At 68.9% G+C, this 13,881-nt stretch carries 10 protein-coding genes and 1 pseudogene; 6 read left to right on the top strand and 5 right to left on the bottom strand.

Going from position 1 to position 13,881, the window contains the following annotated elements; genetic code table 11:
• Positions 1 to 179: 179 nt before the first annotated feature.
• From AC1MFL_RS13265 to AC1MFL_RS13255, 3 genes and pseudogenes are all read right to left on the bottom strand, one after another.
• The gene (locus tag AC1MFL_RS13265; protein ID WP_479810356.1) at positions 180 to 1,280 is read right to left on the bottom strand and encodes a polyprenyl synthetase family protein; all 1,101 of its coding nucleotides are present in this window, start codon (positions 1,278 to 1,280) and stop codon (positions 180 to 182) included.
• Positions 1,281 to 1,417: 137 nt separating this feature from the next.
• Positions 1,418 to 2,713 (bottom strand): annotated as a pseudogene (locus AC1MFL_RS13260) (geranylgeranyl reductase family protein); the annotation flags it as partial.
• A gap of 12 nt (positions 2,714 to 2,725) precedes the next feature.
• Complete coding sequence (locus tag AC1MFL_RS13255) at positions 2,726 to 3,514, bottom strand: demethylmenaquinone methyltransferase (protein ID WP_479810355.1); 789 nt, start codon at positions 3,512 to 3,514, stop codon at positions 2,726 to 2,728.
• Positions 3,515 to 3,666: 152 nt separating this feature from the next.
• Between AC1MFL_RS13255 and AC1MFL_RS13250 the strand changes: the two genes are divergently transcribed.
• The 6 genes from AC1MFL_RS13250 to AC1MFL_RS13225 all read left to right on the top strand — a co-directional run bounded on the left by AC1MFL_RS13250 (position 3,667) and on the right by AC1MFL_RS13225 (position 10,424).
• The gene (locus tag AC1MFL_RS13250; protein ID WP_479810354.1) at positions 3,667 to 5,109 is read left to right on the top strand and encodes an isochorismate synthase; all 1,443 of its coding nucleotides are present in this window, start codon (positions 3,667 to 3,669) and stop codon (positions 5,107 to 5,109) included.
• A 240-nt stretch (positions 5,110 to 5,349) separates the two neighbouring features.
• Positions 5,350 to 6,306: an ABC transporter substrate-binding protein gene (locus tag AC1MFL_RS13245; protein WP_479810353.1), complete on the top strand. Its 957-nt coding sequence runs from the start codon at positions 5,350 to 5,352 to the stop codon at positions 6,304 to 6,306.
• 35 nt (positions 6,307 to 6,341) lie between these two features.
• Entirely contained in the window at positions 6,342 to 7,316 is a 975-nt protein-coding gene (locus tag AC1MFL_RS13240; RefSeq protein ID WP_479810352.1) for an amino acid ABC transporter permease, read from the top strand.
• The gene (locus AC1MFL_RS13235) at positions 7,313 to 8,089 is read left to right on the top strand and encodes an amino acid ABC transporter ATP-binding protein (protein ID WP_479810351.1); all 777 of its coding nucleotides are present in this window, start codon (positions 7,313 to 7,315) and stop codon (positions 8,087 to 8,089) included. Before AC1MFL_RS13240 ends, AC1MFL_RS13235 begins: the two co-directional genes overlap by 4 nt.
• Positions 8,090 to 8,750: 661 nt before the next feature.
• Positions 8,751 to 9,185, top strand: coding sequence for a universal stress protein (locus tag AC1MFL_RS13230; protein WP_479810350.1), 435 nt, complete (start codon positions 8,751 to 8,753; stop codon positions 9,183 to 9,185).
• Positions 9,186 to 9,257: 72 nt separating this feature from the next.
• Positions 9,258 to 10,424, top strand: a complete 1,167-nt coding sequence (locus AC1MFL_RS13225; protein WP_479810349.1) for a cation:proton antiporter — start codon at positions 9,258 to 9,260, stop codon at positions 10,422 to 10,424.
• 150 nt (positions 10,425 to 10,574) lie between these two features.
• On the opposite strand, the gene AC1MFL_RS13220 is transcribed toward AC1MFL_RS13225, so the two are convergent.
• Together AC1MFL_RS13220 and menD are read right to left on the bottom strand one after the other, a co-directional pair.
• Positions 10,575 to 11,528 (bottom strand): hypothetical protein, encoded by a 954-nt coding sequence (locus tag AC1MFL_RS13220; protein WP_479810348.1) that lies wholly within the window; start codon positions 11,526 to 11,528, stop codon positions 10,575 to 10,577.
• 572 nt (positions 11,529 to 12,100) lie between these two features.
• Positions 12,101 to 13,789: a 2-succinyl-5-enolpyruvyl-6-hydroxy-3-cyclohexene-1-carboxylic-acid synthase gene (gene menD / locus AC1MFL_RS13215; RefSeq protein WP_479815459.1), complete on the bottom strand. Its 1,689-nt coding sequence runs from the start codon at positions 13,787 to 13,789 to the stop codon at positions 12,101 to 12,103.
• Positions 13,790 to 13,881 lie beyond the last annotated feature (92 nt).

The raw sequence follows: 13,881 nt of genomic DNA, 5'->3' as shown, positions 1-13,881 counted from the left end.
ATGCCTCCGGTGGATCTGATGCGAACGGAGAAATGGCCCCGGTTCGACGCAACGGATGACTCGAAACGTTGCAGAGAACCGGGGCCATTCCGTTTAAGCCGGAGACCCGCGAGGCAGCCAGGGCAAAGGCGATAGGCAAAGGCGATAGGCAGGGACCGGGTCCCGCCACCGCAGGAGAGTCAGCTGGCGCGGTCCACCACGGCCATCGCGAAGTTGGTCAGCGAGGTCTTCACCACGCCCTCGGGCAGCGGCGCCAGGGCGGCAATCGCCTCGTTGGCCCAGGCCCGGGCCACCACCCATGACTCCGCCGTGACGGGGTGCTCGCGGAGGCCGGCGACGGCGGCGGCGAGGGCCTCGTCGGAGCTGAGGTCGCCGTCGATGAGCTTCAGGAGCTCGACGGCGGACTGGTCGCCGTTCCCGGCCTTCTTGCGCAGCAGCAGCACGGGCAGCGTCGGCACACCTTCGCGCAGGTCGGTGCCAGGAGACTTGCCGGACTTGACCTTAACCCCGGTGACGTCGATGACGTCGTCGGCGAGCTGGAAGGCCACGCCCACCTTTTCGCCGTACTCGACCAGCATGGGCTCATAGGACTCATCGGCGCCGGAGAAGATCGCGCCGAGCTGCCCGGAGGCCGCCACAAGGGAGCCGGTCTTGTCCGCGATGACCGAGAGGTAGTGCTCCACCGGGTCCTCGTCCGGGCGCGGGCCGACAGTCTCGTGCAGCTGGCCCAGGCAGAGCCGCTCGAAGGTGCGCGCCTGGATGCCGAGCGCGCGCGAGCCGAGTTCGGAGACCAGGATGGAGGCGCGGGCAAAGATCAGGTCGCCGGTCAGGACCGCGACGGAGTTGCCCCAGACCTCGTGCGCCGTGGGGGCGCCGCGGCGGAACGGCGCGGAGTCCATCACGTCGTCGTGGTAGAGCGTCGCCAGGTGGGTCAGTTCGACGACGACGGCGGCCTGCACCACTGCGGGCCGGGAGGCGTCGCCCAGGTGGGCGCAGAGCAGGGTCAGCAGCGGGCGGATCCGCTTGCCGCCGGCTTCCACGAGGTGGCGCGACGTCGCGTCAGCCAGCGGATCGGAGTTGGCGATGGCTTCGCGCAGTTTCTTCTCCACGCGGGCCAGGTTGGTGGTGATCGCAGGGCCCAGTTCGGGGTCCCCGGCGATCGCGGCAAAGCCGGCCGGCAGCTGCAATCCAGTGGCGATCGCGGTGGTGTTGAGGCTGGGCTCGGAGCTCGGCAGGCCGTGTCCGGCGTGCGTCCAGCTTTGGTCTGCAGAGTTGGTCACGGGTTAACCCTAACTTCAGTTGCGGAAACCGCGGAGTTGGCGCCGGTGTGCGAAGTGGTGTCGGCGTTGGCGCCGGTGTGTGAAGGGGTGTCGGCCCGGGGCGGGCCGGCAGGCGACGGCCCCGTACTGGCAGCGTCCGCCCGGGACCGGCCCTGGTTGGACGTCGCCGGGACGAGGGATTCCAGCACCCGGATGACGCGGTCCTCGAAGCCCCTGGCCGCGGGATCGGTCAGGTTGGCCAGCAGCCGCACCACGAACCGCATCAGCACAGGAATGGGCATGCCCGTCCGGAGGGCCAGTTTCATCACGGCCGGCTTGCCGATCAGGGCAGCGAAGGCCCGGCCCAGGGTGAAGTGCGAACCCCACTGGTCCCGCACGTAGTCCGCGTACCGCGAAAGGTGCGCGTCGGCGTCGGCCCCGGTCCAGCCGGCGGAGGCGGAGCGGGCGGCGCCGTCGATGATGAACTCGGCCGCGAACCGGGCGGACTCCATGGCGTAGGAGATGCCCTCGCCGTTGAACGGGGACACCATGCCGCCGGCGTCGCCGAGCAGGAGCAGGCCCGGCGAGTAGTGCGGGGTGCGGTTGAAGCCCATCGGCAGCGCGGCGCCGCGGATCTCGCCGACCTGGTTTTCCGGGGTGAATCCCCACTCGGCGGGCATGCCGGCGGTCCATTCGCGCAGGACCTGCTTGTAGTCCAGCTTGCCGAATTCCTTGGAGGAGTTCAGGATGCCCAGGCCCACGTTGGAGGTGCCGTCGCCGACGCCGAACACCCAGCCGTAGCCGGGCAGCAGCTTGCCGTCGCGGCCGGGGAGCTCCAGCCAGCCTTCCATCCAGTCATCGTCGTGCCGGGGCGAGGTGAAGTAGGTGCGGACGGCGACGCCGAGCGGGCGGTCGTCGCGCTTCCGGATGCCGAGGGATACGGCGGTGCGGCTGGAGTTTCCGTCCGCGGCGAGCACGACGTCGGCGCTGAAGTCGCGGGTCTCCCCCGTCTTGCGGCCGGACTCGTCGAGCAGGGCGGCGCGGACCCCGGTGACGCGGCCGTCGTCGGAGCGCAGTGCCTCGGTGACGCTGTGGCGTTCCAGCACGACGGCGCCCGCGGACTGGGCGTGCCGGGCCAGTTCCTCGTCGAAGCCGATCCGGGTGCGGATCAGCCCGTACTGCGGGAAGTCGGAGACCTCGGGCCAGGGCAGTTCGATGCTGCGGCCGCCGGCGAGCAGGCGCAGGCCCTTGTTCCGGCGCCAGCCGTCGGTTTCGGGGTGCGGCAGGCCCAGCTTCTGGATCTCGCGGACGGCGCGGGGGGTGAGCCCGTCGCCGCAGACCTTTTCACGGGGGAAGCTGGTCTTTTCCAGCACCGTGACGTCGATGCCGGCCTGGGCCAGGTAGTAGGCGGCAGTGGACCCGGCCGGACCTGCTCCGACGATCAGTACTTTCACAGCGGCGATGGACTAACGCGCGGGCCGGATGATGTTGCGTCGCAGCTTCGCCACCGGTCCGGTGTGGGCGGCCAGTGCTGCGGCGCCCGCGGCGGGGCCGGACTCGGCGCCGGGCTTGACGGCGCGGTGCACGGCAACGATGCCGCCGGTGAGGTTGCGGTAGGTGACCTTGTCCCAGCCGGATTCCTGCAGCCACGCCGCGAGGTGGTCCTGGTCCGGCCAGGCGCGGATGGACTCGGCGAGGTAGACATAGGCATCCGGGTTGGAGGCCACCTTGACGGCGATCGCGGGCAGCGCACGCATCAGGTATTCGGTGTACATGGTGCGCCACAGCGGCACGACGGGCTGGGAGAACTCGGCGATGACGAGCTTGCCGCCCGGCTTGGTGACGCGCAGCATCTCGGCCAGGGCCTTTTTCGGCTCGTTGACGTTGCGCAGGCCGAAGGAGATGGTGCTGGCATCGAAGGTGTTGTCCGCGAAAGGCAGGCGGGTGGCGTCGCCGGCGATGAAGTCGATGTCGGGGCGGCGGCGCTTGCCAACCTTGAGCATGCCCAGCGAGAAGTCGCACGCGATCACGTCGATGCCGGCGTCGGCATACGGTTCGCTGGAGGTGCCGGTGCCGGCGGCGAGATCGAGCACCCGCTGGCCCGTCTTCACATCCATGGCTTCGACCACAATCTTGCGCCAACGCCGCGTCTGCCCCATCGACAGGACATCGTTGACGACGTCGTATTTGGGGGCGACGTCGTCAAACATCGTGGCTACTTCGTCCGGACGCTTATCCAAGGATGCTCGGTTCACCCTTACAGTGTCTCAAATGATCAGCACACACCCTAACCACGCCCTGAGCGGGCCCGGACCAGGGGCCGGGCATCCCCTAACCGGCCCCTGAGCAGAGGCTCAGCACGCCCGGAGCAGGGCCTCCGGCGTGTCGGGAGTAGTGTGGTCTCACTATGACGAGCGCGTTCCGAACCCTGACAGTCCCCCTCGATGCAGAATCATTCCCCGGGGGGCTGCCGTCGCTTCTGGTCCGGGACGACCTCCTCTGCTGGACCCGCCGGGAGGCCGGCCTCGTCGGCTTCGGCGAGGTGGCCCGGTTCACCGCCACGGGACCCGACCGCTTCCTTGAGGCGGATATCTGGTGGCGCCACCTGGTCCTCGAGGCCGAGATCACCGACGCCGTCGAATGGCCCGGCACCGGCCCCGTCGCGTTCGGCTCCTTCGCCTTCTCCAAAGCCTCCGCGCATGAGTCGCGGCTGATCGTGCCCGAAATCGTCGTGGGACTGCGCGACGGCAAGGCCTGGCTCACCCAGTTGACGTTCGACGGCGGCGACCTCACCGAGGCGGGAGCCCGCGCCGCGCTGGACCGCTGGCTGGTGGCACCCGGCGTCGTACCCGCTGGGACGGACGCTGCCGGAGACCCGCCTGCCGCCGACGTGACCCTCGCGGACGGCCCGACGCCGGACATCGGCGCCGCCGGGAACGGCACACCCGCCGCCGTGCCCACCCGGGCCGGTGCCGCCGTCGTGCGCCCTTTGCCGCTGGCTGCCGGGGCGACGCTGCACACCGGCTCGCTCAGCGAGGAGGACTGGAAGGCCGCCGTGGCCGCGGGTGTGGCCGAGATCCGCACCGGGGCGCTCGAGAAGCTCGTGCTGGCCCGGGACATCGTCGCCACCGTCCCGGCCGGGGTGAACGCCGCCGAGATCCTGCGCCAGCTCGCCGTCCGCTACCGCGAATGCTGGACCTACGGCGTCGACGGCCTGGTGGGCGCCACCCCCGAGATGCTGATCCAGGTGGAGGGGCGCACCGCACAGGCCCGCGTCCTGGCCGGCACCCTGGACCGCCGCGACGCCGACGGCATGGCCGGCTCGCCGCTGGAGTTCGCCGAGCGCGTGCTGGCCGGATCCGAGAAGCAGCGCCATGAGCACGACATCGCGATCCAGTCGCTGACCACCCAGCTGGCACCGTTTTCGGAGGCGATGAACGCGCACAGCGAGCCCTTCATCCTGGAACTGCCCAACGTCTGGCACCTCGCCTCGGACGTGAAGGCGGAACTGGCGGAGGTGGAGGGACATGTCCCCACCAGCCTCGCCCTGATCAATGCGCTGCATCCCACTGCGGCGGTCTGCGGCACGCCGACCACCGTGGCGGGCGCGCTGATCCGCAAGCTGGAGCACCTGGACCGCGGCCCGTACGCCGGACCGGTCGGCTGGCTCGACGCGGCCGGCAACGGGGAGTGGGGCATCGCGCTGCGCGGCGCCGTCATCGAGTCCCCGCAGACGGTGCGGCTGTACGCGGGCTGCGGCGTCGTCGAGGGCTCCGTGCCGGAGGCCGAGCTCGCCGAGACCTGGGCAAAGTTCCGGCCGATGCTGGAGTCCCTGGGCATCAGCAGCTGAAGTCCGGGACGTTTGGGCCTTGCGTCCCGCCACCGGGTCCGCAACGTTTGGGCTGTGGGTCCCTCGGGCCGGTCCCTGAATCCGGGATTCCAGACACCCCGGCGTGTGAAAGTCTTGCATTTGACCCCGAAATAGTTATCCAATAGTGAAACTTAGTTTTCTGTGACGCACATCTCTTCTTCGGCGATACACTATAAACCGATTTGGTTACGCATCCCTCCTGCAACAAAAGGTAAGAAAATGCAGATCTCCCGTTCGCTCCTTAGCACCTCCACGCTCAAGGCAGCCACCGTGCTGGCCATCGGCGCACTGTCCCTGTCCGCCTGCACCAATGCCTCCGAGAAGGCACCCGCCGGCGCGGCGCCGTCCGTGTCCGGCAGCGCCGCGGCCAGCTTCGACCCCAGCACCGTGCAGAAGGACGACGCCCTGGCGGCCATGGTGCCGGCGGCGATCAAGTCCAAGGGCACGCTGACCGTGGGCTCGGACACCTCCTACGCCCCCGCGGAATTCCTCGGCACCGACGGCCAGACCCCGGTGGGCTACGACGTCGACATCGCCAAGGCGATCGGCGCCACCCTGGGCCTGAAAGTCCAGGTGCAGACGTCCGAATTCACCGGCATCCTCCCGGCCCTGGGCCCGAAGTACGACCTCGGCATCTCCTCGTTCACCATCAACCCGGAGCGGCTCGGCGCAGTCAACATGGTCAGCTACTTCAACGCCGGCACCGCCTGGGCCGTGCAGAAGGGCAACCCGAAGAAGGTTTCGCTGGATGACCTGTGCGGCAAGTCCGTTGGCGTGCAGACCGGTACCGTCCAGGAAGATCCGGACCTGTCGGACCGCAGCAAGAAGTGCGTGGCCGACGGCAAGCCGGCCATCAACGTGGTGACCCTCAAGAACCAGACGGACATCACCACCCGCCTGGTCAACGGCAGCGTCGACGCGATGGCCGCAGACTCCCCCATCACCGGCTACGCCATCACCCAGACCAACGGCCAGATCGAAAAGCTCGGCGACGTCTACGATTCCGCACCGCAGGGGATCGCCGTGGCCAAGTCGGACACTGCCCTGGCCGAGGTCGTCCAGAAGGCCGTCACCAAGCTCATGGAGAACGGTTCCTACAAGAAGATCCTGGAAGGCTGGGGCAACGCCGACGGCGCCATCACCAAGTCTGAGGTCAACCCGGCGGTCGGATCTTGAGTCTTCCCACCACCGGCCGCACACCAGGTGCGCACATGGACAGTCATCAGGACAAGCACGAGGCACCGGTAGTCCTGAATAATCCGGTGCCCGTCCGGCACCCGGGCCGCTGGATCAGCGCCATCATCATCCTCGGCGTGCTCGCCCTGTTCCTGCAGAGCCTGGTCACCAACCCCAACTTCCGCTGGGACATCGTGGGGACCTACATCCTTGACACCAAGGTGGTGCAGGGCGTCGGCTGGACGCTGCTGCTGACCTTTGCCTCCATGGTCCTGGCCATCATTCTGGCGATCCTGCTGGCGTTCATGCGCCAGTCGGAGAACCCGGTGTTCCGCTGGTCCAGCTGGGCCTGGGTCTGGTTTTTCCGCGGCACTCCGGTGTACACGCAGTTGGTCTTCTGGGGCCTGATCTCGGTCCTCTATCCCAAGATCACCGCCGGCGTCCCGTTCGGGCCCGAGTGGTTCGCCGTGGACACGAACACCGTCATCACAACAACGGCTGCGGCGATCCTGGGCCTGGGCCTGAACGAGTCCGCCTACCTGGCGGAAATCTTCCGGGCCGGCCTCAAGTCAGTGGACCGCGGCCAGGAGGAAGCCGCCGAGGCCCTCGGCATGGGCAAGACCAAGATCATGTGGCGGATCATCCTGCCGCAGGCCATGCGGGTGATCGTGCCGCCCACCGGCAACGAGACCATCGGCATGCTGAAGACCACCTCCCTGGTCCTGGCCGTGCCGTTCACCCTGGACCTGACGTTTGCCACCAACACGCTGGCCAACCGGACCTATCTGCCGGTGCCCCTGCTGATCGTGGCGGCCATCTGGTACCTCGTGATCACCAGCCTGCTGATGGTGGGCCAGCACTTCATCGAGGCCTACTACGGCAAGGGTGTGGACAACCGCGCCCCGGCCACCATCAACCCGGCGGCAGCCAAGGCCGCCGCGGCCGTGGCGCCGAGCGCTGCAGCGGAGCCGGCCCTGAAAATGGACTTTCCCGAGGAGGAGGCAAAATGACGATCACCACTGAGAAACCGCTGGTGCGGATCGAGGGCCTCCACAAGTTCTACGGCACGCACCATGTGCTGCGCGGCATCGACCTGGAGGTCAACCAGGGCGAGGTGTCCGTGGTGATCGGCCCGTCAGGTTCGGGCAAGTCCACCATGCTGCGGTGCGTGAACCTGCTGGAGACCATCAGCGCCGGCCGCATCTCCGTGGACGGGCAGCTGATCGGCTACCGCGATGTCAAGGGCCGGCTCCATGACCTGAAGACCAAGGAGATCGCAGCCCAGCGCCGCGAGATCGGCATGGTGTTCCAGCGCTTCAACCTGTTCCCGCACAAGACCGCGCTCTACAACATCATGGAGGCACCGGTCCACGTCAAGGGCCAGTCCCGGGACGCCGCACGGAAGCGGGCCATGGAACTGCTGGACCGCGTGGGGCTGGCGGACCACGCCGGCCACTACCCGTCCCAGCTTTCCGGTGGGCAGCAGCAGCGCGTGGCCATTGCCCGCGCGCTGGCCATGGATCCGGAGCTGATGCTCTTCGACGAGCCCACCTCCGCGCTGGACCCCGAGTTGGTGGGCGATGTCCTGAACGTCATGAAGGACCTCGCCCGGTCCGGCATGACCATGATTGTGGTGACCCACGAGATCGGCTTTGCCCGCGAAGTGGGCGACCGCCTGACCTTCATGGACGGCGGTGTGGTGGTGGAATCCGGCGATCCCACCGAGGTCCTGACCAACCCGCAGCACCCCCGCACCAAGGAGTTCCTCAGCCGGGTGCTGTAACACCGGTACCCCGCGCCGATTTCGGACAGCCGCTACGTGGATCCACGTGGCGGCTGTCCGTTTTCGTAGCGGATTCCGCCTGGCGATGCGCAAAAGCCCTGACGCTACCGGAATTCGGCAGCACCGGGGCTTTTCCGTGTCATGAGGCAGCTTCCGCGTCGCGGTCACCCCGCGGAACATGCACGACGCCGGCGCCCGCCCGCCCGGAGCACGACGCCGGCGCCCGCCCGCCGTCATTTTCCTTCCGAGTTGCCCGGTTGCCATCAGATCGGCCGAGACCCCGCGAACCATGGCGTTTCCCGGCGCCCGGACCCGCCTTGGCATCGCGGATTCGTCCCGCGCACGCCTCGGTGCCCCTTGCGCGGCGGTTTCCGCCTCGCGATGCGCAAAAGCCCCGGCGCTACCGGAATTCGGTAGCGCCGGGGCTTTTCCGTGTCATGAGGCAGGTTCCGCGTCGCGGTCACGTCCGCGGGCATGCACGGCGACGGCGCCCGCCCGCCGTGCGGTATGCCAGGTACGCCACTACCCCGTCGACAACCCAGGGCAGCCCGACGTGCGGCGTGTCACTGCACGGCGCTGAAGGAGCCTTGACCGCTCACCACGACGGGCACAGACTGGCACTGGCCGATGCCGTGGACACGGGAAGTGAGAGGACTGACGAATGGACGCCGCCGGTACGTTCCTGATCGTGGTCGGTGTTGACGGGTCCGAACAGTCGCTGGCCGCCCTTCACTGGGCCGTTGACGAAGCGCGCATGCGCCCTGGCAAGGTCCGGGCCGTCACCGCCTGGCACTATCCTCCGGTGCCGTCCGCAGTGGAAGACAGCGGCACCAATGACTCCCTTCACGCTGCTCAACGTGTTCAGGCCGGCGCACTCAAAGCCGTCGCTGCTGAGGGCCTGGACATTACAGGAATGCTTGTTCGGGATTCACCCGCCCCCGCTCTGCTGGATGCCGCCAAAGACGCGGACCTGCTCATCGGGGGATCCCGGGGGCACGGAGGGTTCGCAGGACTTCTTCTCGGGTCGACCTCCAGCCAGGTCGCGCACCATGCCCCCTGCCCCGTGCTGGTCGTCCGGCCCAGGAGCGGCACCTGATTCCTGGCGCCAAAGAGTTCCACCCCTGAATTCTGACGCACCCAAGCAGGCGGGTGAATGTGGATGATACCGATGCTTACGCTCGCATTTGCGGTGCTGCTCGTGTTGGGAGTTCTCATCTCCGAGCGGGCCAGCCGAACGGTGCTTTCCACTGCGGTGCTGTTCCTTCTCGGCGGCTTCGTCCTGGGCCAGGGCGTTCTCGGAGTTGTCCCGATAACACCTGCCGATCCTGTCGTCGGGGTTCTGGCCCAGCTGGCTCTGTTCTCGGTCCTGTATACGGACGGCATGAAAGTGGGGTTGTCCGACCTTCGCAGGGCGTGGCGTTTGCCCGGCCGGGCACTGCTGCTCGGGCTGCCTCTGACACTTCTGGTCACCGCCGTGCTGGCCCATTACATTGCGGGACTTCCCTGGCTGCAGTGCTTCTTGCTTGGTGCGGTGCTCGCTCCGACTGATCCGGTATTCGCGGCCGCCATTGTGGGGCATGAGGAAGTTCCAGGGCGGTTACGCCACCTCCTCAACGTCGAGTCAGGACTCAACGACGGCCTGGCCCTGCCCGTGGTCCTCATACTGTTGGCCCTCGGTGGCGGAACGGATGTCGGTCCTGGGGAACTGGCCGAAGAAATCGTCCTGGGCCTGCTTATCGGCGTCGTGGTCCCGCTGATCGTCATCTGGCTGGAGCACCTTCCCTTCTTGATGGCGACAAAAGGACTGCAACCGCTGGTGGCGGTCTCCATTGGCCTGCTGGTCCTTGCCATCTGCCTGGTGACAGGGGCGAACCTCTTCCTCGCGGCGTTCGCGGGCGGAATCACGGTGGCCACGGCAGGACCGGGATTCCGGGAGGAATTCGAACAGTTCGGGGAGCTTGTGTCCGAACTGCTGAAGCTCGCGGCCATCCTGGTGTTTGGCGCCCTGATCACGCCAGAGTTCCTTTTCGGCGAGATCGCGTGGACGGGGTGGTTATTCGCCGCCCTGGCCATCGCCGTAGCGAGGCCGTTGGCCCTACTGGTTTCCTTCCTCGGCACCCGCCTGCCCGCCAAGGAGCAGCTCGCGGCGATGTGGTTCGGTCCGAAAGGTTTCGCTTCCGTGGTCTACGGGCTCCTCGTCCTCGAATCAGGGATCCAACACTCCGACGAGCTTTTTCATCTCGTGGCGCTGGTCATAACGCTTTCCATATTGGCGCATTCCTCGACCGACGTCCTTGTCGCCAAGCAGTTCCAGGCCACCCGCTCCGAGCCGTAGGATACGAATCCGCTCCGACTCGCCGCCGGCCGCGCGCCCATTGCGTCCTGCGTGGCGGATTTCGGCCGGCGATGCGCAGAAGCCCCGCCGCTACCGGAATTCGGCAGCGCCGGTGCTTTTCCGCGTCATGTGCGGTGTTGAGCATCCTTGTCACCGCGCGGAACGCGCACGACGGCGGGGCACGCCCGCCGCTGCCAGCTTCCTGTCGAGTTGCCCGGCTGCCATCAGATCGGCCCAAACCCAACGAACCATGCCGTTTCCCAATGCCCGGACCCGGTTCTCCCTCTCCTTTTCGTCAACGACAGCCTGCGATGCGGTCCGGCCCTTCAGGTATTCGGACTTGACGTACTTTTCGACGCCATCAAATTCCCCTGCAACCCGCACTCCTTCCCAGTAGTAGTCCGTGTAGCCCACGAGTCCTGAACCGTCGCGGAATTCCTGCTGGAGTTCCGGCGCCTGGAACCCGGCCACCCACATGAGCGCCCGGCTGTATGACTCCCCCGCAGAGCCCGACCGCGGATCAGCAAACTCCACTGCAGTCCGGATCCGCCGCGCGGCGGCCGCGGTGTAATTATCCTCGATCCCAGCCAGCAGCAACTCTTTGGTGAGGGCCGGCAGTCGCTGCTCAACGTCAGGTTTGAGCACGTGGTCCAGGGGCGCCACGGCCTCAGCGAACGGGGTGAAGGCCGCGAGATCCAGTACGGTGCGAATTCTCCCGGTTACCAATATCCCGTCCCGCCGCACACACTTCAGCCCGGCCGCAGGAGCGTAGTGTCGCAGCACCCCAGCCCGGGACCGTCCGCCGTTGTTCTGAAGCGTCAGTGCGTGGATGGGATGGCGGAGTCCGATGGTCGGAATTCTCCAGACCGAGGCAGCGGAATGCCGGGCAAAGATCGTCCGGGCAACAAAGGTCTCCGCGGCTGCCCCGACCCGGACCCGGTACTGGTCCCATTGATTCAGATCCCGCCAGACACGGCCGTCGACGTAGACACCCTGCCGCAGCCGGACCAGCGCGCCCGAACGGCAGCGCCGGGCCAACTCCTTGGCAGTCAGACCATGCTGGACGTGCTCGCGGGTGAGGATCAACCTCGGCAGTTCTGTCATGCAAAGAAGATCCCAGCCCCTCACCCGTGGCGCTACGCCCCGACCCGGCCATGTGGACAACTGACACGATCCCCGTCGTCCGCGGCGCATCCCGTTCGTCGACGCGGTTCCCGTTCGTCGATGCGGTTCCCGTCGTCCGCGGCGCGAAAACCCTGACGAGGCGAGTATTCGGGCGCGCAGGGTAGTGGGTGCGTCGTCAAGCCTTCAGCGCATCGCCGGGCTCGTCGCGGGTCGCTGGAACCGAAGAGCGTCGCGGGCCGCGTAGCGCGTCGCCCCGGGCCCCTGGCGCGCGCAACTTCCCATTCCTTGACGCAGTTCCCGTCCTCCGCGGCGCGAAAGCCCTGACGCGGCGGGCATTCGGGCGCGCACGGTATTGGGCGCGCCATCAGGCGGGCAGCGCATCGCCCGGCTGGTCGCGTGTCGCGGACCGATAGTGAGCAGCGCTCCCGTTCTTCGACGCGGTTCCCGTTGTGCGCGGCGCGAAAGCCCTGACGCGGCGGGCATTCGGGCGCGCAGGGTATCGGGCGCGTCATCAGGCTCGGAGCGCGTCGAGGGTGAGCGGGCTCCGGGCCCTACTCCGCCGCGAGCACCCCGGCAGCGGCAGCGCCCACCGCGGCGCGGATGCGTGCGTGCAGTTCCCGCAGCCCGTGCCGGTCCGTGCGCACCTCGATGATGCTGCGGCCCTCCACCGGACGGGACAGCGCCGCGGCGAGGTCCGCCGTCGTGCTGACCGAGCGGTGCGCGACGCCGTAGGCCGCCGCGAGTGCCGCGAGGTCCACGCTGTGCGGGGTGCCGAAGAGTCGTTCGACGGCGGTCCCGTAGCGGCCCGAGGCCTCGACGGCGCCGTGTTCGAGCAGCCCGAAGATGGCCCCGCCGGCGTCGTTGAGGACCACGATCCGCAGGTTGGGTTCCTCTTCCCCGGCCCCGAGCAGCAGCCCGCCGGCGTCGTGCAGGAAGGTGACGTCGCCCAGCAGCACCGTGGTCTCCTGCCGGCCGCCCAGCGCGATGCCGGTGGCCGTGGCCAGGGTCCCGTCGATCCCGGCGAGGCCGCGGTTGGCGAAGACCGTGGCGGCCGGCTCGGCGGCGGGGGCGCCGGCGAGGTCGACGTCGCGGATGCCGTTGGAGGAGCCGAGCACGAGCTGCCCGCGGCTGTGCTCCCAGACCAGGGCGCCGACGGCGGGCCCGGTGGCGGCGGAGCCGGACAGGGCCAGGTCGAGGGCGTGCTGCGCGGCGGCCCCGGCCAGCAGCCAGGCGTCCAGCCAGGCCGCGGAGCCCCGGCCGGCGAAGTCGGCGAGGTCCGCGAGGTTGTGGAGCGGCAGTTCGGTGCGGCGGCCGGGCTCGTACCAGCCCACGGGAACCGGCTGGTACAGGGCGGAGGGAACGTCGGCGCGGGCCAGCAGGGCACTCACCGGCCGGGAGAGGGTGGGCCGGCCGAACAGCACCACTCGCTCGATCGGCTGCGCGGACTCCGGGCCAAAGTCGGCCAGCAGGAGCCGGTAGGGCCCCACCGCGTTGGGCCCGAACCGGGCGTTGGAGGACGGCTCGGCGAGCAGCGGCAGGCCGTGGGCGCGGGCGAAGGCTTCGGCGACCGGGCCGGCGTCGTGCCCGGCCAGCACCACGGTGCGCCGTTCCGGCAGGGCCTCGGAGGCCGGCGGGAAGTCCAGGGCCAGCGGGCCGCGGGGCGCGCGGTACACCCGGCGGCCGGACTCGGGCGGGAGCATGTCGCCCGCGGCGGGAACCAGCGGATCGCGGAAGGCCAGGTTGAGCTGCACTGGACCCGGCGGGGTGTCCTCGAACGCGCCGGTGGCGGCGCTGAGCGCGGTCTCCACGGCGTGCCGCGGGCTGCGGCCGGCGGGCACATCGGCGGCGAAACGGACATGCTCACCGAACAGGTCCAGCTGCATGGTGGTCTGGTTGGCGCCGGTCCCGCGGAGTTCCTCGGGGCGGTCGGCCGAGATCACCACGAGCGGGACGGCGGCGTGGTTGGCCTCCATCACGGCCGGGAGCAGATTGCCGACGGCGGTCCCGGAGGTGGTGAGGACGGCTGCGGGTGCGCCGGTGGCCAGGGCCAGGCCGAGGGCGGTGAAGCCGGCGTCGCGTTCATCGATCCGGACCAGCAGCTCGACCCGCCCCGCGGCGTCGGCCTCGGCCAGGGCATAGGCCATCGGGGCGGACCGGGAGCCGGGCGCCACCACCACGTAGCGGACACCTGCCAGCAGCAGGGCGGCGACGGCGATCCGTGCGGCGTCGAGCGCGGACAGCCCGTCCGCGTCCGCGGCACCCGACCGGGCGCCCTCCGTCCCCGTGCCCTCCGCATCCGGGCCGTAAGCGTCCGGGCCCTCAGCCTCGGGGC

The organism is Arthrobacter sp. BG3, from assembly GCF_056680185.1.
This window is presented reverse-complemented; position numbering and strand designations above follow the sequence as displayed.